Source organism: Pseudomonas sp. S3_E10, assembly GCF_054667615.1.
The window spans coordinates 5,028,170-5,054,869 of sequence record NZ_CP162743.1; the positions used below are offsets into that span (position 1 = coordinate 5,028,170).

The 26,700-nt window shown below is 63.6% G+C and carries 23 protein-coding genes; 12 read left to right on the top strand and 11 right to left on the bottom strand.

Annotated elements, in window-relative coordinates; all coding sequences use genetic code 11:
• Nucleotides 1-65 precede the first annotated feature (65 nt).
• Complete coding sequence (locus AB4N98_RS23070; protein WP_460148936.1) at nucleotides 66-3,851, top strand: hypothetical protein; 3,786 nt, start codon at nucleotides 66-68, stop codon at nucleotides 3,849-3,851.
• A 22-nt stretch (nucleotides 3,852-3,873) separates the two neighbouring features.
• Here the strand turns inward: AB4N98_RS23070 and AB4N98_RS23075 are convergent, their stop codons facing one another.
• The 7 genes from AB4N98_RS23075 to AB4N98_RS23105 all read right to left on the bottom strand — a co-directional run bounded on the left by AB4N98_RS23075 (nucleotide 3,874) and on the right by AB4N98_RS23105 (nucleotide 11,018).
• The gene (locus AB4N98_RS23075) at nucleotides 3,874-4,233 is read right to left on the bottom strand and encodes a Na+/H+ antiporter subunit G (RefSeq protein ID WP_017527139.1); all 360 of its coding nucleotides are present in this window, start codon (nucleotides 4,231-4,233) and stop codon (nucleotides 3,874-3,876) included.
• Complete coding sequence (locus tag AB4N98_RS23080; protein ID WP_017527140.1) at nucleotides 4,230-4,508, bottom strand: K+/H+ antiporter subunit F; 279 nt, start codon at nucleotides 4,506-4,508, stop codon at nucleotides 4,230-4,232. The genes AB4N98_RS23075 and AB4N98_RS23080 overlap by 4 nt, the downstream gene beginning before the upstream one ends.
• Nucleotides 4,505-4,993, bottom strand: a complete 489-nt coding sequence (locus AB4N98_RS23085; protein ID WP_017527141.1) for a Na+/H+ antiporter subunit E — start codon at nucleotides 4,991-4,993, stop codon at nucleotides 4,505-4,507. Before AB4N98_RS23085 ends, AB4N98_RS23080 begins: the two co-directional genes overlap by 4 nt.
• Nucleotides 4,990-6,672 (bottom strand): monovalent cation/H+ antiporter subunit D, encoded by a 1,683-nt coding sequence (locus AB4N98_RS23090; protein ID WP_065877461.1) that lies wholly within the window; start codon nucleotides 6,670-6,672, stop codon nucleotides 4,990-4,992. The genes AB4N98_RS23085 and AB4N98_RS23090 overlap by 4 nt, the downstream gene beginning before the upstream one ends.
• Nucleotides 6,669-7,013 (bottom strand): Na+/H+ antiporter subunit C, encoded by a 345-nt coding sequence (locus AB4N98_RS23095; RefSeq protein WP_003192163.1) that lies wholly within the window; start codon nucleotides 7,011-7,013, stop codon nucleotides 6,669-6,671. Before AB4N98_RS23095 ends, AB4N98_RS23090 begins: the two co-directional genes overlap by 4 nt.
• Nucleotides 7,013-9,934: a monovalent cation/H+ antiporter subunit A gene (locus AB4N98_RS23100; RefSeq protein WP_368949358.1), complete on the bottom strand. Its 2,922-nt coding sequence runs from the start codon at nucleotides 9,932-9,934 to the stop codon at nucleotides 7,013-7,015. Before AB4N98_RS23100 ends, AB4N98_RS23095 begins: the two co-directional genes overlap by 1 nt.
• Before the next feature lie 154 nt (nucleotides 9,935-10,088).
• Nucleotides 10,089-11,018, bottom strand: a complete 930-nt coding sequence (locus AB4N98_RS23105; protein WP_116077834.1) for a DMT family transporter — start codon at nucleotides 11,016-11,018, stop codon at nucleotides 10,089-10,091.
• 93 nt (nucleotides 11,019-11,111) lie between these two features.
• Between AB4N98_RS23105 and AB4N98_RS23110 the strand changes: the two genes are divergently transcribed.
• The 11 genes from AB4N98_RS23110 (at nucleotide 11,112) to AB4N98_RS23160 (ending at nucleotide 22,001) form a co-directional block, all read left to right on the top strand.
• Nucleotides 11,112-11,675, top strand: coding sequence for a helix-turn-helix domain-containing protein (locus tag AB4N98_RS23110; protein ID WP_460148937.1), 564 nt, complete (start codon nucleotides 11,112-11,114; stop codon nucleotides 11,673-11,675).
• 154 nt (nucleotides 11,676-11,829) lie between these two features.
• A complete protein-coding gene (locus AB4N98_RS23115) occupies nucleotides 11,830-13,026 on the top strand; it encodes an SfnB family sulfur acquisition oxidoreductase (RefSeq protein ID WP_065877456.1) in 1,197 nt (398 codons plus the stop codon).
• Nucleotides 13,027-13,038: 12 nt separating this feature from the next.
• Entirely contained in the window at nucleotides 13,039-13,365 is a 327-nt protein-coding gene (locus AB4N98_RS23120) for an acyl-CoA dehydrogenase (RefSeq protein WP_065877455.1), read from the top strand.
• Nucleotides 13,365-14,801 (top strand): LLM class flavin-dependent oxidoreductase, encoded by a 1,437-nt coding sequence (locus AB4N98_RS23125; protein WP_460148938.1) that lies wholly within the window; start codon nucleotides 13,365-13,367, stop codon nucleotides 14,799-14,801. The genes AB4N98_RS23120 and AB4N98_RS23125 overlap by 1 nt, the downstream gene beginning before the upstream one ends.
• 109 nt (nucleotides 14,802-14,910) lie before the next feature.
• Entirely contained in the window at nucleotides 14,911-15,759 is an 849-nt protein-coding gene (locus AB4N98_RS23130; protein ID WP_065877453.1) for an AMP-binding protein, read from the top strand.
• Nucleotides 15,756-16,526 carry an ABC transporter ATP-binding protein gene (locus AB4N98_RS23135; protein WP_017527150.1) on the top strand — a complete coding sequence of 257 codons (771 nt, stop codon included), beginning with the start codon at nucleotides 15,756-15,758 and terminating at the stop codon, nucleotides 16,524-16,526. The genes AB4N98_RS23130 and AB4N98_RS23135 overlap by 4 nt, the downstream gene beginning before the upstream one ends.
• Nucleotides 16,526-17,407 carry a branched-chain amino acid ABC transporter permease gene (locus AB4N98_RS23140; RefSeq protein WP_017527151.1) on the top strand — a complete coding sequence of 294 codons (882 nt, stop codon included), beginning with the start codon at nucleotides 16,526-16,528 and terminating at the stop codon, nucleotides 17,405-17,407. The genes AB4N98_RS23135 and AB4N98_RS23140 overlap by 1 nt, the downstream gene beginning before the upstream one ends.
• A 4-nt stretch (nucleotides 17,408-17,411) precedes the next feature.
• Nucleotides 17,412-18,461 carry a branched-chain amino acid ABC transporter permease gene (locus AB4N98_RS23145; protein ID WP_017527152.1) on the top strand — a complete coding sequence of 350 codons (1,050 nt, stop codon included), beginning with the start codon at nucleotides 17,412-17,414 and terminating at the stop codon, nucleotides 18,459-18,461.
• A 21-nt stretch (nucleotides 18,462-18,482) separates the two neighbouring features.
• Complete coding sequence (locus AB4N98_RS23150; protein WP_017527153.1) at nucleotides 18,483-19,823, top strand: ABC transporter substrate-binding protein; 1,341 nt, start codon at nucleotides 18,483-18,485, stop codon at nucleotides 19,821-19,823.
• A 3-nt stretch (nucleotides 19,824-19,826) separates the two neighbouring features.
• Complete coding sequence (locus AB4N98_RS23155; protein WP_017527154.1) at nucleotides 19,827-20,594, top strand: ABC transporter ATP-binding protein; 768 nt, start codon at nucleotides 19,827-19,829, stop codon at nucleotides 20,592-20,594.
• A 12-nt stretch (nucleotides 20,595-20,606) separates the two neighbouring features.
• Nucleotides 20,607-22,001, top strand: a complete 1,395-nt coding sequence (locus tag AB4N98_RS23160) for an FAD/NAD(P)-binding protein (protein ID WP_017527155.1) — start codon at nucleotides 20,607-20,609, stop codon at nucleotides 21,999-22,001.
• A gap of 46 nt (nucleotides 22,002-22,047) precedes the next feature.
• Here AB4N98_RS23160 and AB4N98_RS23165 read toward each other — a convergent pair whose 3' ends face one another.
• Genes AB4N98_RS23165 through AB4N98_RS23180 form a run of 4 tightly spaced genes read right to left on the bottom strand, consistent with a single transcriptional unit; the run spans nucleotide 22,048 to nucleotide 26,641 of the window.
• Nucleotides 22,048-23,292: an efflux RND transporter periplasmic adaptor subunit gene (locus AB4N98_RS23165; RefSeq protein ID WP_017527156.1), complete on the bottom strand. Its 1,245-nt coding sequence runs from the start codon at nucleotides 23,290-23,292 to the stop codon at nucleotides 22,048-22,050.
• Nucleotides 23,282-24,745, bottom strand: a complete 1,464-nt coding sequence (locus AB4N98_RS23170) for a TolC family protein (protein WP_460148939.1) — start codon at nucleotides 24,743-24,745, stop codon at nucleotides 23,282-23,284. The genes AB4N98_RS23165 and AB4N98_RS23170 overlap by 11 nt, the downstream gene beginning before the upstream one ends.
• Nucleotides 24,738-25,937 (bottom strand): ABC transporter permease, encoded by a 1,200-nt coding sequence (locus AB4N98_RS23175; RefSeq protein ID WP_017527158.1) that lies wholly within the window; start codon nucleotides 25,935-25,937, stop codon nucleotides 24,738-24,740. Before AB4N98_RS23175 ends, AB4N98_RS23170 begins: the two co-directional genes overlap by 8 nt.
• Nucleotides 25,934-26,641 (bottom strand): ABC transporter ATP-binding protein, encoded by a 708-nt coding sequence (locus AB4N98_RS23180; protein ID WP_017527159.1) that lies wholly within the window; start codon nucleotides 26,639-26,641, stop codon nucleotides 25,934-25,936. Before AB4N98_RS23180 ends, AB4N98_RS23175 begins: the two co-directional genes overlap by 4 nt.
• Between the last annotated feature and the right edge of the window lie 59 nt (nucleotides 26,642-26,700).

Genomic DNA, 26,700 nt, shown 5'->3' on the forward strand with positions numbered 1-26,700 from the left:
GCGTTTGACAGCACCTGTTCTTAGGACGAGGACATTTTCAAAAGTCTCTTTCAAGAGGGTTGAATATGCCGGTCTCCATGATCAATCTCCACGCACGCAACAGTCTGTACCCCTCCCACCCATCGCCTGAGCCTGAGGGCCCGCGCATCGCCGTTTCGTCTGAGAACACTGCGCAGCCCGGCTCGCCTCCAGGCAACGGGTTATTGCGAGCGCCGGGCGGGCACGTGGCGCCGCTTCCCTTTGGTACATCAGCGTTCGAGGAAACCGCTGCACGGCGCGAAAAACGCTCGCTTTTGAACGTGCCCTCCAGCGCCACGCGTCACACCCTGGGCATGCTGGATGGCCCGGCGTCTGCCTCCGTCGAAGCAGATAAAACCCTGCAAACACAATTGACCGGGAAAATGGCAAGCGTGTCTGACTCGTCGGTGAGCGTACCCGCGAACGCCCTGATCTCGCGACCGTTCGAGATCTACAAGCAAGTGGTGAATCAGCCCGAAGTACTGGCCTGGTTGAGGAGCAAGGGGTTTTCACTGGACTCGGTCGTTATTGGCCACAACGGCGTAACGGGCCTGGTCACCCGCGATGGTGTGGTCACCCGCCAAACCTATGCGTTGCAAGACACCTGCGGCTGGTGGCAAATATCCGGTCGAGTGATGCGTGCGCTCGAAGCACTGGACCCCTCACACCACGGCGTGCCTTACGTCTCTGCCGCCAGCTCGCACATTTCTCGCAACGTGGCGAGCCTGTTTTATGGCGTTCAGCCGCCTCACACCCCGGAGCAAGCGAGCGCATTGGCCGCGACGCTGGAGGCGGGTTGGCCCGCGCTCTCCACAGCCCAGACACGTAACCGCCAACTCAGGCTCGAATGGGCCAAGCGCGGTATCGCTGAAATGGACGACCGACACAACCTGGCGGACGCCTTGCAGCGAGTGGCGCAGGGCCTTGAAGACGATAAGCCGATAGCGTTATCGGCTACCGCGTTCGAGGTGTCTCGAACACACCCGTTAAAGAGCGATCACGAGGCTCGCACACGCCTGGCCGAGCTGATTGCACGCCCCGAGATGCAGGGTGTTTTGGCGGACCTTGGGCAAACATTGCCGGACCGGCCGGTGCGTATCAGCGAAGGCCGTCTGCAAGTGCTGCAACCCACGCTGAATCAATGGTTGGAGGTACCTGTCAGTGACCGTTGGAGCCAGCCGCTGAAAGACGCATTGGCGGCGGTCGTCGTGTCGAGCGAACCGTTCGGTAACGCGCTCTATTCAGACGATAGCCACGATCTGCGCCAGGTCGCCAGGTCGATGGGCCTGGGGGCGCTCGATACCGCCGGCCAGGCTCGCGCCGCTGCCAAATGGCTGCGCACCTACTTCGCGCCGACGACGCCTGTCGGTAATTACGCGACATTACTGCCTCAGCATTGGGCTGCGGGCGCCTTGTCGGCGGGTGACAAAACCAAGTTGATCGCGTTGGCGACGGATCAGAAGTATGGCGCCAATACGATAGGGTTCGCCTTGGGCCTGCACGCGGTGACACACGTCGACCCGCAGGAAACAGCCGCCAAGGCAGACCAGATCTGGGACGACATACTCAACACCCCGCAGGCCCGGCAGTGGGGGCTGGAGCTCGCCCAGGCGTTGAATTGGTATACGGGGAACGCCGACAGTGATGCCGCGCAACACAAAAACCTGCTGACCAGCGCCATCCTGCTCAGTGTCGACCCAGATGTTCCCGGCGTCCCGGGAAGCGCCGCGGGTTACCCGTTTTATACGCCGGCCAACATGGGCCGTGAGATGGGGGCCGTACGCAAAGACTTTGAAAAGCACCTGATCGAGAAGAAAGGCGTGAGCGTACGGGCTGCACCGTTGGTGGCTCATCTGTTCCTGGCACATGCCGCCCCGGAGTTTTTGGTGAAACCGGACCAGCAGGAGTCTGCAGCGCTCCCCGGGCCGCTACGCCAGGCGCCAGGCAAAATACGTATCGGCAGCCCGGCGTGGATGACGCTCAGCCTGGGCACCGCATTGGCTGAAGTGTGGGGCGGTGCCGGCGCCAGTCGCGGCATGAGCCTCACCGAGCTTGGCGCATTGACCACCCTGCAAGCCGTGCAGCCGCAACAACAGGTCCTGGCCATAGGGCTGGGTGCCAAGTTGGTGCTGGATGCAGGGGTCATGACGGGGGCCGTGCCGCGGCGCAGCGACAACCGCTATACGCCAGAGGATTACCAGTTGGCGTCTAGCGCCATAGCCCGTCGCAGCGAGGCGCTCGAGCAGTCCGTCGTCACACTGGGGACGGCGCCGCCCACGCGTAGCAGTCTGGCGATCAAGGCACTGAAACAGGCATTTCCCGAGCTGACCGAGCGCGAGATCGAAACGCTCACGTTGACCAAGCCCGCGACGAAACACAGCCTATCGGGTGTGGGCATTAATACGAAGTGGCCGACCTTGGTCGAGGCGTATGCAACGGGCGATCTGCATGAGCATTGGTTCAAATTCAGCCACCCTCGAATGACCCAAGCGCAATTTGAAGCCCGAATACAGACACTTCCGCGTATTGCCGATCAGGTCGCAGGTGCAGTCGATGAGTACCTGAGTGATGTCAAAGGTGCGATGCCCTCGCTGATGAAGATGAGCCTTGCAAACCTGCCGCTTGACGTTCGGCAGGCGCTTGAATGGGGGGAGGTCGACGTCTACAGGCTGCGTCGGGAAACCGGTGAAACGCAGAAGGATGACGCTGCCAAGGGCAATAAGGTAGCCCGGAACCGTGGGTGGCACGGGGTACTGCTGCGCAGCAAATACAACGGTAAATACCGCTACCTCGAATTTTTTCCCACGTCCGGGACGATCATTGATCGCACGGCCAGTCTGGCGGGGAACAAGTCATTGAACCTGAAGGGGGGCGTCCTTGAAAAAGAGACCGTGCCCAGATGGAGAAGTGGCGAGAAGACCCACTGGTATCTGCGGGGCACAAGGCAGCCTTTTGATTTCAACGCCTACCTCACCGGGGAAGCCCCTCGCGAGAACACCTGGTCTAAGGTCATCATTTCCAAAGTCGGTGCTTCCCTGGCGGGGTCAACGGCCAAAGGCGCCGGCGACAACCGTAATGACTGGGTGCCCGACACCTTTGCCTCGGCTAAAAGCCAGGCGATTGTCGACACTGTCCTGACGGGTAATTACCTGGGCAATTTCAGCGGGCATCGCCAGGAACTCATTGACCATGCCAATGCCATGCTGCCCAGCGAAGACACTGTTCGAGGCTACGTCAATCGTCTGACGAGTGGGGAGAACGGTCGCGCACTGGTGTCGATGATTTCGTTCATCGGCCCATTGGTGGATATCTATGAGGGCAACGTCAAAGACGGCTTAAAGAATCTGGCAATCGATGCATTGCTGCTGATTGGCGCGGGAGGACTTCAGGGCGCCCGCAAAGCCTGGAAGGCGGTCAAGTTTGCCTCGCGCCTGAACAAGCAGGCATTTGGCATTTCTGCTCTTAAGGAAGGCACGGCATTGCTGCGTGGCATTTTCAACCCGGCGGATGGCTTATCCAACCTGCCGAGCCTGCCGGGTCGACTCACCAACTTTTTAAGACGTTCGAGCAAGGGTGTCCCCGTCAGAATCGGGATGGGCGTGTATGCACCGGTTGATATTTTTGCAAAGCTTCGCTTCACCCGTGACACCACTCCCACGGTCGTCGACATGCTCAATAAGGCGAATGCCCAGCAGGTGACTCCCCTGCAGGGCACGGTTAACCAAGTGGAGTTGCAGGCGATCCAGGCAGGGGGGCAATGGTATGCGATCAATCCCCACAGCGGTTTACCGTTCGGCTCGCCCCTCCAGGGTTTTGTCCCAACACACCCTTAGCACCCACGGGCTGATGGCGTCGCTAGGCTGATTTGGAGCGTTCAGCTCGGCGACTGCTGACCTCGGCGGGCACATCGTCACCGGCCATGCGTTTGCGAAACAGCGCCGTACGCGCCAGCAAAAGGGTAGTCACCGGCACGGTGATCGACAGCAGAATCGGGATCAACCAACCGTGCAACACCGGCCCGGACTTGAGTACCGAAAAATAGATGATCGACGCCAACGCCACACACCATGCACCCAGCGTCGAGGCCAGCGCCGGCGGGTGCATGCGCTGGAAGAAGTCCTTCATGCGCAGCAAGCCAATTGCTCCGATCAGCGCGAACACACTGCTTAATACCAGCAGCACAGCCACGAGGATTTCCACCCATAACGGCATCATTCAATCACCTCCCCACGCAGCAGGAATTTGGCCAGGGCAAACGAGCCGACGAAGCCGAACAGCGCGATCAACAGCGCCGCTTCAAAGTAGGTATCACTGGCGTACCGGATGCCCAGCACCAGCATCATCAGCATCGCCAGGATATACAGGTAGTCCAGCGCCAGGACCCGGTCCTGGGCCGAGGGGCCTTTGAACAGGCGCACCAGGGTCAGCACCATGGCCAGCGAGAACAAAAACAGGCTGAACAGGATCGCATTGGCGAGCAGGGCGCTCATTCGAAGATCTCCATCAGGGGCCGTTCATAGGTGGCTTTGAAGTGTTCGATAAACGGCGCTTCATCGTGCAGGTCGAAGACATGCAACAGCAGGAGGCTGCGGTCCAGGGCCAGCTCCGACCAGATGGTGCCGGGAATCACCGTGGTGATCATCGACAGCGCGGCGAGGCCGTTGGGGCTGCGCAGATCCAGGGGGATCTTGATGAAGCGCGAGTGTGGCGGGCGTGAGCCGCAGGTCAGGACGCGCCACGCCACTTGCAGGTTGGAGACAATCACGTCGCGGCCCACCAGCAGAAACAGGCGCAGGATCACGCCGGGACGGCGCAGGCTTATCGGTTGCGGGCGCAGCGGTGCCATCATCCACGGCGCAAGAACGCCCAGCAGTGCGCCCAATAGCAGGTTGCCGGGGCTGACCGACAGGTTCAGCAGCAGCCACAGTATGCACAAGGCCAGCGATAACCACGGGGCAGGGAGCAGGCGTTTCATGGCTGTACCTCCCGTGCGGCGGCCTTGGCTTCAGGGCTAGGCACCGGGCGCGTGGCCATCACGGCCATCACGTAGCGCTCCGGGTTGTTCAAGCTCTGGGCGGTGGCCAACGTGTAGTGCAGCAGGGGTTCAGCCTTGAAGGTCAGCGCAATGCTCAGGCCCAGCAGCAGGAAGATCGGCAGGCACTCATAGCGCCGCAACAGCGGCGAAGGGCGCTCTTCGGGGGTCCAGAAGCGTTGGATGCCCAAGCGCGCAAAGGCGATCAATGAAGCCAGCCCGGACAGAATCAGCAGCGCCACCAGGCCCCAGGCCGCCGGGCGAATCGGCTCATCCACGGCATTGCCCAGGCCCAGCGGGTTGACCAGCGCACTTAAGAGGCTGAGCTTGCCGATAAACCCGGACAACGGCGGCATGCCGATGATCAGCAGCGCACAGGCGATAAAACTCAAGCCCAGGAAGGCCATGGTCCAGGGAATGACCTGGCCGACCACGGCTTTCTGTTCGTCATCCAGATTCACGCCTGGCCGTGGATGCAGCGACTCCATGGCCTTGGGCAGCGCATCGATTTCTTCATCCAGCGGCAGGTCATTGGCCGAGCGCGACCGCTCGATCAATTCCGCCAGCAGGAACAGTGCGCTCAGCGCCAAGGTGGAGCTGACCAGATAGAACAGCGCCCCGGCGGTGAGGCTCGGCTGGGCAAAGCCCACCGACGACAGCAGGATCCCGGCCGATACCAGAATGCTCAGGCTCGCCATGCGTTCCAGCCGCTGCGCCGCCAGCATGGCCAGCGCCGCGCAGACGATGGTCGCCATGCCGCCATACACCAGCCAGTCGCCGCCAAACAGCGCCGATGCGCCGGCCTGGCCGGAAAACAGCAGGGTCCACAAACGCAGCACGGTGTACACGCCGACCTTGGTCATGATCGCAAACATCGCCGCCACCGGCGCGCTGGCCGAGGAGTAGGCGGGCGCCAGCCAGAAATTCAGCGGCCACATGCCGGCCTTGGCCAGGAACGCCGTCGCCAGGATCGCCGCACCCGCATGCAGCAGGCCACGGTCAGCTTCGGGCACCAACGGAATCTTCAGCGCCAGGTCGGCGAAGTTCAGCGTGCCGGTCACGCCGTAGATCATCGCCGCGCCAATCAGGAACAATGACGACGCCAGCAGGTTGATCGCGATGTAATGCAGCCCCGCCGATACGCGCGCGCGGCCGGAACCGTGCAGCATCAAACCGTAGGACGCCGCCAGCAGCACTTCGAAGAACACGAACAGGTTGAACAGGTCGGCGGTGAGAAAGGCGCCATACAGGCCCATCATCTGAACCTGGAACAGGGCATGGAAGCTGGTGCCGGCACGGTCCCAGCGGGCCATGGCGAACAGCAGCGCGCTCACGCCGATGATCCCGGTGAGCACCAGCATCAGCGCCGACAGCGGGTCCACCACCAGCACGATGCCGAACGGCACTTGCCAGTTGCCCGGCAGGTACACGCCAATCGAGCCGGGGCCGTCTTGTTGCGTCCAGTACAGCAGCAACACGGCAATGCCCAGGCCGATCAGGCTGGAGAACAGATTGATGCGCGCCTTGAGCGGGCGGCGCTTCTCGCCGAGCATCAGCATCAGCCCGGCGGTCAGCAACGGCAGCAGGATCGGCGCGACGATCAGTTGATTGACCCCATTCATTCCTTGGGCTCCCGGCCATCCACGTGGTCGGTGCCGGTCAGGCCTCGGGAGGCCAGCAGCACCACCAGGAACAATGCGGTCATGGCGAAGCTGATGACGATGGCCGTGAGTACCAGTGCCTGAGGCAGCGGATCGGTGTAGTTGAGCAGGTCCTGCGGCACACCGTCCTTGATGATCGGCTCCTTGCCGATAAACAGGCTGCCCATGCTGAAAATGAACAGGTTGACCCCATACGACAACAGGCACAGGCCCATCACCACCTGGAACGTTCGCGGGCGCAGGATCAACCACACACCGGAGGCCGCCAGGACCCCAATGGCAATCGCGATGACTTCTTCCATCAGGCGGCTCCTTCTGTTGCGGCAACGGGTTGGGGCTGGTTGCTCGGTTTGTGCGCGCGCACCGATTGGTGGCCGAGGGCGGTGAGCATCAGCAGGGTGGAACCAACCACCATGGCGTACACCCCAACGTCGAAAAACAACGCACTGGCCACATGGATATCGCCCAGCAGCGGCAGGCTCACATGCCAGGTATGGGTGGTGAGGAACGGGTAGCCGACAAACAGCGCGCCGAGCCCGGTGAGGGTCGCCGACAGCAGCCCGAAGCCCATCCAGCGCATCGGCCGCAGGCGCATCTGCGCTTCGACCCACTGCGTACCGGCGACCATGTATTGCAGAATGAACGCCACCGACATCACCAAGCCTGCGACGAATCCGCCGCCCGGTTGGTTGTGGCCGCGCATGAACAGGTAGAACGACACCACCAGCGCAATCGGCAGCAGCAGGCGCACCAATACCGCCGGCACCATCATGAAGCCCAGGGCGGTGTCGCTGGCCTGGCGCGGGTTGACCAGGTCGGTGGCCACGTCCGGCGCCAGTTGGCGCTGTTGCGCGGGCAGTTGCATGCTTTCCTTCGAAGGGCGGAAGCGGCGCAGCAGCGCGTAGACGGTCAGCGCCACGGCGCCGAGCACGGTGATTTCGCCCAGGGTGTCGAAGCCCCGGAAGTCCACCAGCATCACGTTCACTACATTGCTGCCGCCGCCTTCGGGCAGGGCACGGCTCAAGTAGAACGAGGAAATGTCGTTGGGCGTCTGGCGCGTCAGCATCGCGTAGGACAGCAGCGCCATGCCGCCACCGACCACGGTGGACAACAAGAAGTCACGCAGGCGACGGACACGGGCCTTGCGCAACGAACTGGGCAGTGGCGAGACATCTTCGATCCGCCGTGGCAACCAGCGCAGGCCGAGCAGGATCAGCACCGTGGTGACGACTTCGACGACCAATTGGGTCAGCGCCAGGTCCGGCGCCGAGAACCACACGAAGGTCACGCAGGTCATCAGGCCGCACACGCTGACCATGGTCAGGGCCGCGAGCCGGTGATACTTGGCTTGCCAGGCGGCGCCCAGGGCACAGGCAATCGCCAGCAGCCACAAGGTTACGAACACGACGGAACCGGGGATCTTCGGCCGCTCGCCCCAGGTGAGGCCACTGTGCAGCAGCGGGATCATGGCGCCTATCACCGCGACGATCACCAGCAGGAACAACTGCGTTTGCAGGCGCTTGGTGCTGATGCGTTTTTCGATCTTGCGTACCCCGCGCATCATCACCACCAGGCAGCGTTCGAAACCGCGCTTGCCGTTGAAGTAGCTGATGACCGGCGGGTATTTGAAGCGACCGCGCTTGAGTTGCTTGCGCAGCATCAGGTAGAGCACCACGCCGCCGGTCATGGCCACCAGGCTCATGATCATCGGCGCGTTCCAGCCATGCCAGATCGCCAGGCTGTACTGCGGCAGCACACTGCCCACCACCGGCAACGCGGCGGCGGCGAGGATCGAACCGACCATCTGGGCCGGGAAGATCCCCACCAACAGGCAGGTCAATACCAGCAGCTCAACCGGCGCGCGCATCCAGCGTGGTGGTTCGTGGGGCGTGTGCGGCAAATCGGTGGCGGGCGGGCCGAAGAACACATCGACGGTAAAGCGCAGGGCATAGGCCACGCTGAATGTGCCGGCGATGGTCGCAATCACCGGCAGGGCGATTTCCACCCATTTTGTCGCCGAGATAAACACCGTTTCGGCGAAGAACATCTCTTTGGACAGGAAACCATTGAGCAACGGCACGCCGGCCATGGAGGCGCTGGCCACCATCGCCAGGGTCGCGGTAAACGGGATCAGCCGCACCAGGCCGCTGAGCTTGCGGATGTCCCGCGTGCCGCTTTCGTGGTCGATGATGCCCGCCGCCATGAACAGCGAGGCCTTGAAGGTGGCGTGGTTGAGGATATGGAACACTGCCGCGACGGCGGCCAGCGGGCTGTTGAGCCCCAGCAGCAAGGTGATCAGCCCGAGGTGGCTGATGGTGGAGTAGGCCAGCAGGCCTTTGAGATCGTTTTGAAACATGGCGCAGTAAGCGCCGAGGAGGAGGGTGAGGGCGCCGGCACCGCCGACGATCCAGAACCATTCTTCGCTGCCCGACAGCGATGGCCACAGGCGGGCCAGCAGGAACACGCCGGCCTTCACCATCGTCGCCGAATGCAGGTAAGCGGAAACCGGTGTCGGCGCCGCCATGGCGTGGGGCAGCCAGAAGTGGAACGGGAACTGCGCGCTCTTGCTCAACGCGCCGATCAGCACCAGGGTCAGCATCACCGGGTACAGCGAGTGCGCGCGAATCTGATCGCCCGCCGCCAGCACCTGGTCCAGGTCATAGCTGCCGACGATATGCCCCAGCAGCATCACCCCCGCCAACAGGCACAAGCCGCCCGCGCCGGTGACCATCAACGCCATATAGGCGCCGCGTCGTGCATCGGCGCGGTGGTGCCAGTAGCCGATCAGCAGGAACGAGAACAGGCTGGTCAGTTCCCAAAAGAACACGATCTGCACCAGATTGCCGGAGATCACCAGCCCGAGCATGGCGCCCATAAACGCCAGGAAGAACGCGAAGAACCGCGGCACCGGGTCTTCCGGCGACATGTAGTAGCGCGCATACAGCGACACCAGCGTGCCGATGCCCAGCACCAGCATCGAGAACAACCAGGCGAAGCCATCCATGCGCAGCACGATGTTCAGCCCCAGGCTGGGCAACCACATGAATTCTTCGCGGATCACGCCGCCATAGGCGACCTGGGGGTAGAGCAGGGCAACTTGAACAGTCCCGACCAAGGCCACCAGGCCGGCCAACAGGGATTCGGTGTTACGTGCGTTGTGCGGCAGCAAGGCCGCCAGACAGCTGCCGATAAAAGGCAGAAGCAGTAGAACTATCAGGGACATAGGCTTCTAATCTGCGGGAGTTTGGGATGCATCATACGTGCCGCTTTCGTGATCACCAAACGGCAAGATGTGGCAGGATCCTACAAGGTAGATCGAAAATTCCGAATAAGCATTGTTTCAGCCCCGCACCGTTACCTGTGGTGAAGGCCGGGTCTTATCCTTGTTGTTCGTGTTCTACCTCCGCTTGAAGTTCAACCGCCTTCTGCCCGCGCGTCTTCATCTCACTCACAATTACCGCCAGCACAATCAACACCGCCCCCAGCATCGCTATCGGCGGGAAGCGCTCGCCGGCGAGCCGCCCGATCACGCCGGCCCATACCGGCTCACCGGCATAAATCAACGTGGCTCGCGTGGGCGAAACGCTCTGCTGCGCCCAGTTCATCGCGACCTGGATCACCGCGCTGGTCAAGCCCAGGCCCACCGCGCTGAACAGCAGCAACCAGGAGAACCCCGGCAATACCTCGCCCATCGGCACGACCATCAGGAACGACAGCAGCGATGCCGTGGCCAGTTGCACCACGGTGACGCGACGTACATCCACCTGCCCGGCAAATGCGCTGATCAGGATGATTTCCGCGGCAATCGCGATGGCGCCGATCAAGGTCGCGATCTCACCCGCGCTGAAATTCAGCGACGCCCCCGCCGGGCCGGTCAACAGCATCAACCCGGCAAACGCCAGCATGATGCCGATACTGGGCATCAAGCCCGGACGACGCCCCAGCACCAGCCATTGCAGCAACGGCACGAACGGCACGTACAGCGCGGTGATGAACGCCGACTGGCTGCTCAAAATGGTTTGCAGGCCGATGGTCTGCAGGCCGTAGCCGAACATGATCGCCACGCCGATAAACACCCCGGCCTTCAGTTCGAACAGGCTCAGGTCACGCAGGGTGCGCAGGGAAAAGAAGCCCACCACAATCGCCGCCGCCGCAAAGCGCAGGCCCACGAAGAACATCGGCCCGCTGACGGTCATGGCGTGCTGCACCAGCAAAAAGGTGCCGCCCCAGATCATGGTGATAAACACCAGGATGCATTCGGCTTTGCTGAAACGATTGAAACGCGAAGGGGAGGTCGGGGCGGTCATGGCGGCTCTGGTCTTGCAAGGGAAAGGCACGGACCGCACAATGCGCCGCACGCTGGGCAGTATACTGCGCACACCCACCCATTGAGCAATATAGTGCACAAAGAAAATCCACACCGGGCCTCGGTCCTGCAACACGTCAGCCAGAACGTCCGTCGTCTGCGCCACGCCGCCGACCTCAGCCAGACCGCGCTGTCGGAAAAGTCCGGGGTCAGCCGGCGCATGCTGGTGGCCATCGAGGCCGGCGAGAAGAACGTCAGCCTGTCCACCCTCGACCGCGTGGCCGAAGCACTGGAAGTGGCCTTCAGCGACCTGATCCAGGCCCCGGATGCGGGCGACCACAGCCGCATCAACGAACTCGCCTGGGCCGGCGACATTCCCGGCAGCAAAGCCGTATTACTGGCCAAGGCCACTGCGCGGCGCGAAGTCGAGCTATGGGAGATGCGCCTGGAGCCCGGCGATCGCTACAGCCCCGAACCCGACCCCGAAGGCTGGAGCGTGCAGGTGTTTGTGTTTGAAGGCTGCCTGACCTTGCGCGTTGGCGAAGAAGACAAACAGGTCGCTGCCGGTGAGTTTTTCATGTTTGCCAGCCGCCAGGTCCATGGCTATCGCAATGACGGCGACGTGGCCGTGAGCTTCGTTCGCAACGTGGTGATCTAACTGTCCGCCAGGCAACAGTGGATGTGCAATTTGCTGGTTTGAGTCGCGCTCTGCGGCGCCGATTTGCCAGCAACCTGCTGATTTTATTGAAGATTAAGTTCAGGCACGACTCCTGCAATCACTCCGGTATTCCCTCGGAGCCTGGAGTCGGCCCATGTCAGCCCACCCTCAACACCCTGCCCATATCATCCGCTCGGACGCGGAGGCCATTGAAGTCGCCACGCGCCTGGCCGAACGCTTTGCCGTCGAAGCCAGCGCGCGCGACCGCGACCGGCGCCTGCCGGTGGCCGAACTTGACGAATTTTCCGGCAGCGGCCTGTGGGGTATCACGGTGCCCAAGGCCTACGGCGGTGCCGGGGTGTCCTATGTGACGGTGGCCGAGGTGATCAAACGGATTTCCGCGGCCGACCCGTCCCTGGGGCAAATCCCGCAGAACCATCTGGGGGTGGTGGACCTCCTGCTGCAAACCGGTACCGAGGAACAAAAGCGCTATTACTTCGGCAAGGTCTTGGCGGGTTACCGCTTCGGCAATGCGTTCTCCGAAGCCAAGAGCAAAAACGCCGGTACCTTCGACACGCAGATCCGGTTCAACGGCGACACCGCGCAAATCAATGGTGAAAAGTTTTACTGCACCGGCGCGCTGTTCGCCCATATCGTGCCCACCGCAGGCAATAACGAGCAGGGCCAGGCGTTTATTGGTTTCGTCGAACGCGACGCGCCGGGGCTGAGCGTGATCGACAACTGGGACGGCTTCGGCCAGCGCACCACCGCCAGTGGTGGCGTGACCCTCGATGGCGTGAACGTACCGTTGAGCGCGGTGATCCCTGCGCATCTAGCGTTCGATAAACCCACCGCCGACGGCCCGATTTCACAAATCATCCAGGCCGCCGTCGATACCGGCATCGCCCTTGGCGCGCTGGAACAGGCCAAGATCCATGCCCGCCAGGCCCGGCCCTGGATCGACAGCCAGCTGGACCACGGCTGGCAGGACCCATTCACAATCGCCGCCATCGGCGACCTGCAATGGCGCGTTCACGGCACCGAAGCCATCCTCGCCAAGGCCGGCATCGCGGTCGACCAGGCGCTGGCCGAGCCGAATGAAGACAGCGTGGCCCACGCCTCTCTGGTGGTGGCCCAGGCCAAGGTGCTGTCGGCCGAAACCGCCTTGCTCGCCAGCAGCAAACTCTTCGAACTGGCCGGCACCCGCTCGGTGACCGCCAAGCACAACCTCGACCGCTTCTGGCGCAACGCGCGCACCCACACCCTGCATGATCCGGCCCGCTGGAAATACCACCTGATCGGTAACTTCGTGCTCAACGGCGTGAAGCCTGCGCGCCACGCCTGGAATTGAGGAGCCTGCCCCATGACCGCACTGACACTCGCCCGCCAACTGCTCGACAGCACCCGTCTTCACGTCCAAAAAAGTGACGACCCCTACGTGATCAGCCGCTTCGGCGACTTGCAGATCCGTGTCGACGTGGCCGCCGCCTTGCTTGAGCGCGCCGACAGCCACCCCAGCCCGGTGGCCGCCACCGAAGCGCAGATCGCCGCGGCCGAGGCCCTGATTGCCGCCAGCAACGCCGAATTCGAATTGACCGGCCAACGCACCGCGCTGCCGTCGACCCTGGATGACCCCTTGCGGCGCAAATACCAGATCGTCGGCAACTACCACCTCAACGGAGTGCTTTGATGGCCCGCCAAATCCGCTTGAACGCCTTCGACATGAACTGCGTCGGCCACCAGTCGCCAGGCCTGTGGGCGCATCCGCGTGACCGCTCGTGGCAGTACAAGGACCTGGAGTACTGGACCGATCTGGCGAAAATCCTCGAGCGTGGCAAGTTCGATGGCCTGTTTATCGCCGACGTGCTGGGCATTTACGACGTGTACCACGGCAACGGTGACGCGGCGATTCGCCAGGCCACCCAAGTGCCGGTCAACGACCCGCTGTCGCTGATCGCACCGATGGCGCTGGTCACCCAGCACCTGGGTTTTGGCCTCACCGCGTCGCTGTCCTTCGAGCATCCGTACCCCTTCGCGCGCCGGCTGTCGACGCTCGATCACCTGACCAAGGGCCGCATCGGCTGGAACATCGTCACCTCCTACCTGGAAAGCGGCGCCAAGAACCTCGGCCAGAAGGCCCAGACCGAACACGATGCACGTTATGACTACGCCGAGGAATACCTCGAGGTTTGCTACAAGCTCTGGGAAGGCAGTTGGGAGGAGGGCGCGGTGCTGCGTGATCGGGAGCGTCGGATCTTCAGCGACCCGAGCAAAATCCATGAGATCCGCCACGTCGGCAAACACTTCCAGGTGCCCGGCATTCACCTGTGCGAGCCGTCGCCGCAGCGCACGCCGGTGCTGTACCAGGCCGGCGCCTCCAGCCGTGGCAAACAGTTCGCCGCCGAGCAGGCCGAATGCGTGTTCGTTGCCGCGCCGTCGAAGGTATTGCTGAAAAAAACCGTGGCCGATATTCGTTGCCGTGCCGCTCAAGCGGGGCGCGATCCGAAGAAGATCCTGATCTTCAACCTGCAGACGGTGATCGTCGACGAAACGGATGCCAAGGCCAAAGCCAAGTTCGACGAGTACAAATCCTACGTCAGCTACGAAGGCGCGATGGCGCTGATTTCCGGCTGGACCGGTATCGACTTCAGCCAGTTCAAGCCCGACGAGCCGCTCAAACATGTCCACACCAACGCGATTCAATCGGCGGTGGAGGCGTTCTCCACGGCTGATCCGAACAAGGTCTGGACGCCCAATGAACTGGCTGACTGGGTGGGCATCGGCGGGTTTGGGCCCTTGTTTGTCGGCGGCCCGCAAACCGTCGCCGACCTGTTGCAGGAATGGGTGGAAGACACCGACGTGGACGGCTTCAACTTGGCCTATGCACTGACCCACGAGACCTTTATCGACGCCGTGGAGTGGCTGGTGCCGGAGTTGCAAAAGCGTGGCGTATACAAGACCGAATACGCCCAGGGCACCCTGCGCGAGAAGTTGTTCGGCGAGGGCGCAAGGTTGGGTCCAAACCACCCCGGCGCCAGCTACCGCGATCTGTCTGGTGCACGAAATTCCAATGTGGGAGGGGGCTTGCCCCCGATAGCAGTGGGTCAGCAATTGATAGGTGTCTGACACACTGCCATCGGGGGCAAGCCCCCTCCCACATTTGTCCCGTGTCGATCCAAATATCCCAGCCAGCGGACCACCGCACGCTTGACCACCCCAATAGGAACCACCCCCTATGAGCGTGCACGACCCCAAGGCCCTTCTGGAGCACCTGCGCCGCTGGGCGCAACTTACGCCGTTGCACATCGCCCTGCGCCACAAGCGCCAGGGCCAGTGGTACGCCTGGCGCTGGATCGACGCCTTGCGCGACGTCGAACGCCTGGCCGATGGTTTGCGCCAGCACGGTTTCGATCAACACTCACGCCTGGTGCTCAGTGGCGCCTTTGAGCCGAACCTGCTGTTGCTGGCATTGGCGGCCCAGTCCGTCGGCGCGCAGGTGCTGACGCTGGCCGATAACCTCGAGCCGCAGGCCCTGGAGCAGCAACTGTGGCGTATTCACCCCAGTCATGCCTACGTTCAAGGTCGCCTGCGCGATTGGGCATTCACCCAGCGCTTGGACTTCGCTCAGTTGCTCGGCCCGGTCGATCCGGCGCAACACCTGCAGCGTTGGTGGCAACCAACGGGCGAAACCGTGCTGTGGAGCGAAGAAGGCACCGGCTGGCCAGACGGCCTTGGCGTGGTGCTGGAGCAATGGCTGCACAGCGGTCATGGCCTGGCGTTTCCGGAAAACCTGGCCTCGGCGCGACGCGATCGCAGCGAAGTGGCGCCCACCGGCCTGGTGCTGTCGCCCGAGCGTTTGCAGCACCTGGCCGATGAGATCGAAAGCCGCCTGGCTCCCGTCGGCAGTTGGCGGCGCCGCCTCTGCGACTGGGCCATCGCCCACCCGCAAGGCGGCCTGCGCCGGTTGCTGAAAAACCGCGTGCGCACACTGCTGGGCTTTCAACGCCTGGCCTCTATCTGGCAACCCCTCAAAGCCGGTAATGAGCCGACGTGGCTGGCCGAATTCAAACGGGACATCGCATGAGCCAGGCCATTCTCCAGGTGCGGGACATTTCGCTGTCGTTCAAAGGGGTCAAGGCCATCAATGCGCTGTCGTTCGAGGTACAACGCGGCGAGATCTGCGCGTTGATCGGCCCTAACGGCGCGGGCAAAAGCTCGCTGCTCAATGTGCTCAACGGCGTGTACCGTTTCGATGCCGGCGAGATCGTCTTTGAGCAACAACACTTCCATCGCATCGACCCCTTGGGCGCCGCCCGCCGAGGCATTGGGCGCACCTTCCAGAACAACGCACTGTTCAAGAAGATGAGCGTGCTCGACAACCTCCTTACCGGGCTGTCGCGGCATATGCGCGCCGGCTTTCTCGAACAGGCCCTGGGCTTGCCCCGTGCACGCCGCGAAGCCGAAGCATTTCGCCGGCGCGGCCAACACATCCTGGAATTTCTTGAGCTGCAAGCCCATCGCGATGTGCTGGTGGGCAACCTGTCCTACGGCCTGCAAAAGCGCGTGGAGTTGGGCCGCGCACTGATTGCCGGGCCCAGCCTGTTGCTGCTTGACGAACCCATGGCCGGCATGAACGCCGAAGAGAAACAGGACATGGCACGCTTCGTCGCCGACGTGAACCGAGACCTGGGCACCACGGTGGTGTTGATCGAACACGACATGGGCGTGGTGATGGGCCTGTCTGACCATGTGGTGGTGCTCGACTATGGGCGCAAGGTCGGCGACGGCACGCCGGCCGAGGTGCAGGCGCACCCCGAGGTGATCGCGGCGTATCTGGGAGCGGTGCGCTGATGTCGTTCTTCTTCGAAACCCTGCTCGGCGGTTTGCTGGCCGGCACCCTGTACTCGCTGGTCGCCATCGGCTTCGTGCTGATCTACAAGGCCAGCGGCGTGTTCAATTTCGCCCAGGGCGCGATGTTGCTGTTTGCCGCGCTGACCTTCGTCAGCCTGCACGAGCAGGGCGTTCCGTTCGCCGTGGCGCTGCTGCTGACGGTGCTGGTGATGATCGTCGGCGCGTTGCTCATCGAGCGCCTGGTGCTGCGCCCGCTGGTGAACCGTTCGCAGATCACCCTGTTCATGGCGACCCTGGGCCTGTCGTTCATCATCGAGGGCCTGGCCCAGGGCTTGATGGGCTCCCAAGTGCGCGCACTGGACCTGGGCATCGACGACGTGCCGCTGTTTGTCGGGCCGCTGATGCTCAGCCAGTTTGACCTGATCGCCGCCGCCACCGCCGTGGTGCTGGTGACGGTGCTGGCGTTGCTGTTCAACAAGACCCGCATCGGCGTGTCGTTGCGGGCGGTAGCCGATGACACCACGGCGGCGCTGTCCATCGGCATCAACCTCAACCGCATCTGGCAGATCGTCTGGGCAGTGGCCGGCGTCGTCGGCCTGGTGGCGGGGCTGCTATGGGGCGCGCGCCAGGGCGTGCAGTTCTCGCTGTCGCTGGTGGTGCTCAAGGCGTTGCCGGTGTTGATCATCGGCGGCTTTACCTCGATTGGCGGGGCGATGGTCGGCGGGCTGATCGTCGGCGCCGCCGAGAACCTCGCCGAGGTGTATATCGGCCCGCTGATCGGCGGCGGCATCACGCCGTGGTTCGCCTATGTATTGGCGCTGGCCTTCCTGTATATGCGTCCCGCCGGCCTGTTCGGCGAGCGCGCCATCGAGCGAGTCTGAAACCATGTCGATTCCTGTTGCGCAAGACACCGCGCCGTTACTGCTGATGCAACGACGCCTGCCCTGGGGCCTGCTCGGCCTGCTGGCCCTGGCTTTTGGCGTGGTGCCGCTGTGGGGCAATGACTATTGGCTCAATGCGATCCTGATTCCGTTTCTGGTGCTGTCCCTGGCCGGGTTGGGCTTGAACCTGCTGACCGGCTACACCGGGCAGACCTCGGTGGGCGCCGCCGGCTTCATGGCGGTTGGCGCATTTGCCACCTACGGCTTTCTGCTGCGCCTGCCCGAGCTGGGCCTGCCGGTGGCGCTGCTGGGCGGTGGGATTATCAGCGCAGGGGTGGGCTTGCTGTTCGGCCTGCCCAGTTCGCGGATCAAGGGCTTCTACCTGATGGTCACCACCCTGGCCGCGCAGTTTTTCCTGGAGTGGCTGTTCGTCAAATTCCCCTGGTTCTACAACTACGGTTCGTCCGGCACGATTTCGGCGCCCAAGCTTGCGCTGTTCGGCCATGACCTCAACACGCCGCTGGGCCGTTACCTGCTGACGCTGGTCACGGTGCTGCTGTTGACCTGGACCGCGACCAACCTGGTGCGCAGCCAAGTGGGGCGCAACTGGATGGCGATCCGCGACATGGACACCGCCGCCGCCGTGGTCGGCATTGCGGTGGTGCGCTACAAGCGCCTGGCGTTTGCGGTCAGTTCGTTCTACTTGGGCATCGCCGGCGCGCTGTGGGCCTTCGCCTACCTGGGCACCGCCAGTGCCGGCAGCTTCGATATCAACCGCTCGTTCCAGATCCTGTTCATCATCATTATCGGCGGCATGGGCAGCATCGCCGGCAACTTCGTCGGCGCGGCCTTCATCAGTTTGCTGCCGATCTTTCTCAGCCACGCCGGGCAGGCATTGTTCGGCGGTTCGGTGGACGCGGGGCAGTTGCAGAACCTGCAGAAAATTATCTTTGGCGTGTTGATCATCGTGTTCCTGATCAAGGAGCCCGAGGGCTTGATTCGCCTGTTGCATACCCTTCGCGATCGGCTGCGGCAGTGGCCGCTACGTTTCTAACCCCTGTAGAAGAGAACTTCCATGCGTGCATCCTTGAAACGTTCCCTGGTCGGCGCCGCCTTTGCGTTGGCCGCATTGGCCGGCGCCGTGCCCCAGGCCATGGCGACGCCGGACCAGCAATTCATTCCCCTGGCCACCTATCGCGTGGGCGCCTATGCCTCCAGTGGCGTGCAGGTATGGGCCGGGATGATCGACTACCTGCGCTACATCAACGAGGTCGAAGGCGGCATCAACGGCGTCAAGCTGGTGTGGCAGGAATGCGAGACCGAATGGACGGCCGAGAAGGGTATCGAATGCTATGAGCGCTTCAAGCACGGCCTGGATGGCGCGCCGGTCGCGGTGTACCAACCCAACGGCGCGCCGGCGGCGTATGCCCTGAGCGAGCGCGCCGAAGTCGACAAGATCCCGCTGATCACCCTCGGCTACGGGCGCACCGAGGCCACTGACGGCACGGTGTTCCCCTACAACTTCCCGGTGATGCTGACCTTCTACAGCGAGGCGTCGAGCCTGGTCAATTACATCGCCGAGCGCGAAGGCGGCTTCGACAAGCTCAAGGGCAAGAAGATCGCCACGGTCTATCACGACTCGGCCTACGGTCGCGAAACCCTCGGGCCACTGAAATTGCTCGCCGAAAAGTATGGCTTTGAGAACATCCAGATCCCGGTGGCCGACCCCGGCAACGAACAATCGGCGCAATGGCGCCAGGTCCGCCAGGCCAACCCGGACTGGGTGTTCCTGCGTACCTGGGGCGTGTCCACGCCGGTAGCGGTGAAGACCGCCGCGCGCTTCGGCTTCCCCGTGGACCACATCATCGGCGACATCTGGGCCAGTTCCAGCGAGGACGTGCTGCCGGCCGGTGCCGCCGCCAAGGGGTACCTGGCGCTCACGCCGTACCCGGCCGGGGCCGACTTCGAGATCCATCAGCGCCTCAAGCAAGCCATCCTCGACAAGGGCCACAGCGACCTCAAGGACCTGAAAAACTTCGGCAGTGTCTACTACAACTCCGGCCTGGTGAATGCCGCCGTAGCGGTAGAGGCGATTCGCACCGCGCAGGCCAAATTCGGTAAGCGCCCACTCAATGGCGAAGAAGGCCGCTGGGGCCTGGAACACCTGAACATCGACGACGCACGCCTTAAAGCCATGGGCTACCTGGGCCTGATGCAGAACCTCAAGCTGTCGTGCCGCGACCACGAAGGCGGCGGCTCGGCGCGGGTGCAGCAGTGGGACGGCGCCCAGTGGACGCTGATCAGCGACTGGATCGCCGCCGACCGCGCACTGCTGCGCCCGTTGATCGATGAAAAGTCGGCCGCGTTCGCCAAGGAAAAAGGCCTGACGCCACGCACCTGCACTGGGGATGAATAAATCATGAGCCAGCCTGCCACCGAGCCTGCGCGCCCGTCGCTGCTGACGGTCAACGACATTGAAGTGATTTACGACGGCGCAATCCTGGCGGTGGCCGGGGTGTCGCTGAGTGTGCCCAAGGGCGCCATTGTTGCCTTGCTCGGTGCCAACGGCGCCGGCAAGAGCACTACCCTCAAGGCCATCTCCGGGCTGGTGCGTGCCGAGCGCGCCGAGGTCAGCCGGGGTGTGATTGAATACGCCGGGCGCGACCTGGCCGGTATCGACCCCAGCCAGCGCGTGCGCGAGGGCATGGTGCATGTGCTGGAGGGGCGGCATGTGTTCGGCCAACTGAGCGTGGAAGACAACCTGCGCAGCGGCGGCTTTGTGCGCCGCCTGAGCCGCAAGGACATGGAGCACGACTTGGAGCGCATCTACACCTGGTTCCCAAGGCTCAAGACCAAGCGCCACACCCGCGCCGGGCTCACCTCCGGCGGCGAGCAGCAGATGGTCGCCATCGGCCGGGCGTTGATGACGCGTCCTACTTTGGTACTGCTCGACGAGCCGTCCATGGGTTTGGCGCCTATGATCGTGCAGGAGATCTTCGCGATCATCGCGCAGCTCAACCGTGAACAGCAGGTGAGCTTCCTGATCGCCGAGCAGAACATCAACGTCGCGCTGACCTATGCGTCCCACGGTTACGTGCTGGATACTGGGCGCGTGGCCTTGAGCGGCAGCGCCGCTGAGCTGCTGGCACGGGGTGATTTGCATGATATTTATCTGGGTAAACAGTAAGGGCGAACCTGCATGAGTGAATCCACCCGCGACGCTGATGTGCTGATCATCGGCGGCGGCCTGAGCGGCACGATGCTCGCCGTGCAACTGCTGCGCTTGCCTGGCCGGCGTCGGATCCTGGTGATCGAGCCGCGTGCCGAATTGGGGCGGGGCGAGGCCTACAGCGCGGTCGAGCTGGGCCACACGCTGAACGGCAACGCGGCGCGCATGAGCGTCGACCCCGACAATGCCGACGACCTGACGCAGTGGCTCACCGAGCACATCGGCGCCGGTGGCTGGCCGGAGTCGGACCAACAGCACGTACCGATCAGCGAACTGTTCCCGCCGCGCGGGCTGTTCGGCTTGTACGCGCAGCAGCGGCTGGCCGAGGCCAAGGCGCTGTCGGCGTCCACGGTGGCGCATGTAAGGGCCGAAGTGGTCGACCTGCAAGTGGACGCGGGTTCAACCCGGCTGACCCTCGATAACGGCCAGTCACTGCGCGGCGCCGTTGCGGTGTTGGCCACCGGCATGTTCCCGGCGGCGCGCACGCCACAAACCGAGTCCAGCGGTTTGAACGCGGCGGCGGTGGACCCTTGGGACGTGCAGGCCATGGCCCAGCTCGACCCGCAATCGACGGTGCTGATCATTGGCTCGGGGCTGACCATGGTCGATGCCGTGGTGTCCCTGGAACAGGCCGGTCATCGTGGGCCCATCGAGGTGTTTTCGCGCCATGGCCTGCTGCCCCATGTGCGCCGCCAACCGCCGAGTTGGGTGGACTTTCTCGGCGAGGACCACAGCCTGCGCAGCCCTCGGCAGTTGCTGCGAGAGGTGCGGCGCCAATGCCGGATTGCAGTGGCGCAAGGCATTGACTGGCAGGCGCCGCTGGACACGGTACGCGCGCATATCGGCCGGCTGTGGAGCCAGGCCGGCGAGCGTGAGAAACGCCAATTCGTGCGGCATGTGCGGCCGTGGTGGGAGAGCCATCACCACCGCTCGCCGCCGTTGAGTGCGCAGTTGGTGGCGCGGTTGCACGACGAGGGGCGGTTACGCATTCGCGCGGCGTCGTTCAAGGGCCTGGCGCCTGCGGATGAGGGCGTGACGATCCGTTTGCGCTATCGCGGTGAGCCAGCGCTGACCCAGGTGTCGGGCGCGGCGCTGATCAACTCCAGCGGCATCGAATACGACTGGCGCCGCGTGGCGCGGCCGTTGCCCCGGCAATTGCTCAAGCGCGGCCTGATCCAGCCTGGGCCGTTGGCGTTGGGGATTGCGGCGCACGTGTCGGGCGCGGTGCTGGACGCCCAGGGGCAGGCCAGCCAAAGACTGTTCGCCATGGGCCCGCCGTTGCGCGGGATGTGGTGGGAGAGCACCGCGGTGACGGACGTGGCGCTTCAGGCCAAAGCCCTGGCTTCGAGGCTGGCGGAAAACTGAGTGTGGGAGGGAGCAAGCCCCCTCCCACAGAAGAGCGGAACTCCATTTATTTTAAGATTTTCACCAGGCCGGGCTTGAGGCCGAATACCTCGACCCCTTGCGCCGTCGATTGGCCTGTCGTCACGTTCACCCGTTCCACCGGTTTATCCATCGCCTCGCGATATTCCACGGTCATGCCCGTTTGGATCGCCTGGCTCGGCACGACGAGCGCCTGGGCATTGTTGTAGGTGACGATGGTCAACCGTGCGCTCATGCCCAGCCGCACCCGCTGCAACTGCTGGGGCGTGAGCCGGGGGATCGTCAGGGTCACCGGAAACTGGGCGCTGCCCTGGCTGTCACTGGCCATCGCCAATCCACTGACCACACTCACCGAACCGCTCAGCCGTTCGCCGTCAAAACCATCACCCATCACTTCCACCGCCTGGCCCTGATGCAATTGGTTGATGTCCAGTTCCGAGACCTTGGCGACGATTTTGAGCCGTTCGATATTTGCCAGGCCAAACAGTACCTGGCCCTGGCTGACCTTACTGCCGGCCTGGATGGGCGCGTTGTTAATGTTGCCCCCCTGGGCTGAATTATTACCGGGCGCGGGCACCACGATGCCGGAGAACGGCGCCTTGACGTCCTGGCCTTCGAGCAACGTGCGCAGCGCCTCGTATTTCACCGTGGCGTTGGTCAGTTCCATGTCGGCGATCTGGCGGTATTCGCCCTTGCCCTGGTCCAGGGCCTGTTGCAGTTCACTGCGTGCGGAGGCGAGGTCCAGCTGTTGCTGTTGGGCCTGTTGCTTGAGGTCGTCCAGTTCATTGCGCGGGATGATGCCGCGCTTGAACAGGTTGTCGCTTTCGGTGAGCTTGCGCTGGGTGTTGCCGGCGCTCATTTCGGCGGTGCGCAAGCTGCGTCGGGCGCGGCTGACGGCGGGGCTGCTGTCCCAATCCTGCATTTCCTGCACGGTGCGCCGAGCCTTGAGCTGGGCGGCGAGGGCGTCGCGCAGTTGCATTTGCAGGGTGGCAGGGTCCATGCGCAGCAGCACCTGGCCGGCTTCGACCCGCTGACCTTGCTCCACCAGGTTGGCCTGCACATTGCCGTCGAATGGCGCGGTGAGGACCAGAGTGGTGTCGGGCTCGATCTTGCCCACCAGGCCGATCTGGTGCACCAGCGCGTCGGGCTTGACTGCCAGCCACTGCTCGGCGGTGCCGGCCGGGTCTTGCGCGGGGCTGCGCAGGGCCAGCGCCGCGCCGGCCACCAGCAGGATCAGCACAGCGCCCAACAGGCGTTTTTTATCAGTAGTCATTGAGGGCGATTTCCCAACTTTCCAACGTCATGCCCAGCATCAGGTCGAGCTGGGTCTGGGCGTTCAAATAAGCGATCAGGGCATTGAGCCGGGCATTTTCGGCGTTGCGCAGGTCGGTCTCGAAACTCAGCACCTGGAAGTTGGTGGAGCGCCCGGCGCTGAGTTTTTCCCGTTCGATCTCGATTTTGCGGCGCGACAACTCCACCGCGCGCTGGGAGATTTCATACTGGCGCCAGCGCGTGCCGAGGTCGCGCACCACATCGTTGACGCTGCGCTCCAGCTCTTGGCGCGCATCGGTGATGCGGATCTGCTGGTCCTCGACGTTGACCCGCGCACGCACTTCGGCCTGGCGGGTGCTGATGTCGCCGATGGGGATCTGCACTTGCACCCCGGCGTAGCTGTCCCAGGTGCGGTTGTTACTGCTGCCGGCGTCGTTGTTGTAGGCGTCGCGAATCTGGTTCGCGCCGGCGACGAGGTCGACTTGCCAGCGCCCGGAGTCCTTGGCGATCACCAGGTTGAGGTCGGCCTGCTGGCTGCCGAGCAGGGCGGCGAGGTATTCCGGTTGCTGGGTTTGCGCCAGGTTGAAGGCTTGGCGCTTGTCGATCTGCATGGGCTTGGCCTCCAGGGCTTCGGTGGCGCGAATCGGCGTGGACAGGTCCAGCGCCAGCAGGCGCAGCAGGGCCAGGCGATTGGTGTCCAGTTGGTTCTGGGCTTCCTCCACGCCCAGTTGCTGGGTGGCGATGTCGGCTTCGGTCTGCACGATTTCGAACTCGGCCATGCGCCCGGCACTGATCAGCGCCTGGTTCACTTCCAGCAGGGTGCCGGAGCGCGCGAGGGCGTCTTGCACGATGCTCAGTTGCTCCTGGGCGCGCAGCAATTCGCGATAGGTGGCGATGATCTGGCTGATGGTCTGCGCCACCGTGGCCTTGAGGTTCAGGCGGTTGGCCTGCTCCGACAGGCGCGACAGGCGCAGCGGCGCGGTGGTGGCGTCCCAGCCAGCGCCGCGCAGCAGCGGTTGGATAATTGCCAGGTCCAGGCCGTCGCTGCGATAGCGGCCGGCGCGGTCGGCGTTGTTCAACTGCTGGGTCCAGGCCATGCTCAGGCGCGTGCCGTACTCACCGAGCAGACTGCTGGACGGCGCCAGGTTGGCGTTGCGTGCGCTGTCCTGGGAGCCGCGAGTGCCGCGGTAATAGCTGTTGAGGGTGAGCTTGGGGTTGAACACGTCTTCGGCCACGCGCAGGTCGAACTTCTGCGCGACCCGTTGCAGGTACGCGCTGCGGATCGCCGGGTTGTTGCGCAGGCCCAGATACACCGCATCACCCAGGGTCAGGGTGGTGACCTGCGCATTCAGCGATACGCTGCGCGGGGTAGTGGGCGCCGACGGCCGGATGACCACGTCGGCGGCCATGCCGGGCAGGCTGATCAGCGTCAGCAATAGCAGCCATTTATTCATCGCGCAGGGCCTCCACCGGTTGCAACCGCGAGGCCGAGACCGCGGGGTAGATGCCGAAGAACAAACCCACCCACAACGTACTGCCCACTCCCAGGGGCAGGGCCGCCGCGGCCAGCGCGAATTCCCAGCCTGACAGCCAGGCGTAGAACCACGCCGCCGTCATACCGAGTACCGCGCCGCACAACGCGCCGACGGCGGTGAGGGTCACCGCTTCGATCAGGAACAGGTTGCGGATATCCCGTCGACGCGCGCCCAGGGCCATACGGATGCCGATTTCGCGGCGCCGCTGCGAAACGTTCATCAGCATCACGTTCATCACGCCCACGCCGCCGCCCACCAGCGAGATCGCGCCCAGGGCCAGCAGCAAATAGGCGAACGTGCGGCTTTGCCGGGTCATGCCATCGATCATTTGCTGAGGCACCTGGATGTCGACATCGTGGTCGGTGAGTTGGCGTTGCAAGGCCGCGGCGGCGGCTTTGGCAATGCGTTCCATGTCTTGGCCGGGCGCGGCGCGAATGATCACGTTGCTGATCTGCGGGGTGGCGTAGATGCGGCGCATGCCTTCGGCGGGGATGAACAGCGACTCGTTGGCCTGCACCGGCATTAACATCGCCCGGGGCTGGTTGTGCAGGATGCCCACGATCAGGAACAGGTAATCGTTGATGCGCACGCGGTCGCCCAGTTGCACTGGGTCGCCCGGTGCGCCGAGGGCCTGGGCGATCTGGTCGCCGATCACGCCATAGGTTTCGTGGGTGTCGAAGCTCGACAGGAAGCGGCCCTGTTGCACCACCAGGCGCATCGCTGGCTGGATGTCGGGCGTACTGCCGACAAAGTTGGCATTGACGCTGCGGCCATGGAACACGATGGGCCCGCTGAACAGCGTCAGGGCGCCGATATGCGCGATGCCCGCTACCGCCTGGCGCACCGCATGCAGGTCGAGACGGCTGCGCATCGGCACGTTGGCGCCGCCTTTGGGGGGGAACTGGACGATGAGCGTGTCGGTGCCCATGTCCTTGAAAATCATCGCGGCATCCACCGCCGCGTTGTGCCCGATATTGATCAACGCCACCACCGAGGAGCTGCCGATCACGATGCCGAGCAACGCCAGGACCGAGCGCTTGCCCAAGGTGCGCAGGCTGATAAAGGCTTCATGCAGCAGTTGGCTGAGGCTTTGTTCGACCCGCAGGCTCATGGGCGATGCGCCTCGTGCACCACGCCATTGCGCACCAGGATCTTGCGCGCCAGGCGTTCGGCGATGTGCGGGTCATGGGTGACGATAATCAGCGTGACCTGTTGCTCGCGGTTCAGGGCCAGCAACAGGTCCATGATGTCTTGGGCGGTGGTGCTGTCGAGGTTGCCGGTGGGTTCGTCGGCGAGGATCACCGAGGGGTTGCCGACCAAGGCGCGGGCAATCGCCACCCGTTGGCGCTGGCCGCCGGAGAGGTCGGCAGGGCGATGGTGAGCGCGGTCGGCCAGGCCGACCTGTTCGAGCATGCGCAGGGCCCGCTCCACGGACTCATGGCGCGACACGCCGCGATAGCTCAAGGGCAGGGCGACGTTATCCAGCGCGCTGAGGCGCGGCAGCAGGTTGAAGCTCTGGAACACGAAACCGATCTGCTGGTTGCGAATGGCGGCCAGTTCATCGGCGCTGGCGTTGAAAATATCGTGGCCGGCAAAGTGGTAGTGGCCGTCGTTGGGCAGGTCCAGCAAACCGAGGATATTGAGCAGGGTACTTTTGCCGGAACCGGAGGCGCCGAGGATGCCGCAGCTGTCACCGCTGGCGATGGACAGGCACACATCCTTGAGAATGGTCAATTCCTGCCCGGCGAGCTGATAGCGCTTGCCGATGCCTTGCAGGGAGATCAAGCCTGGGTGCGCGCGGGTATCGGTCATCATGACTACGCCTGCAGTCTCGACGCTGCCGTCATACCCCCGGTAAAGCCTTGTAACAAGTT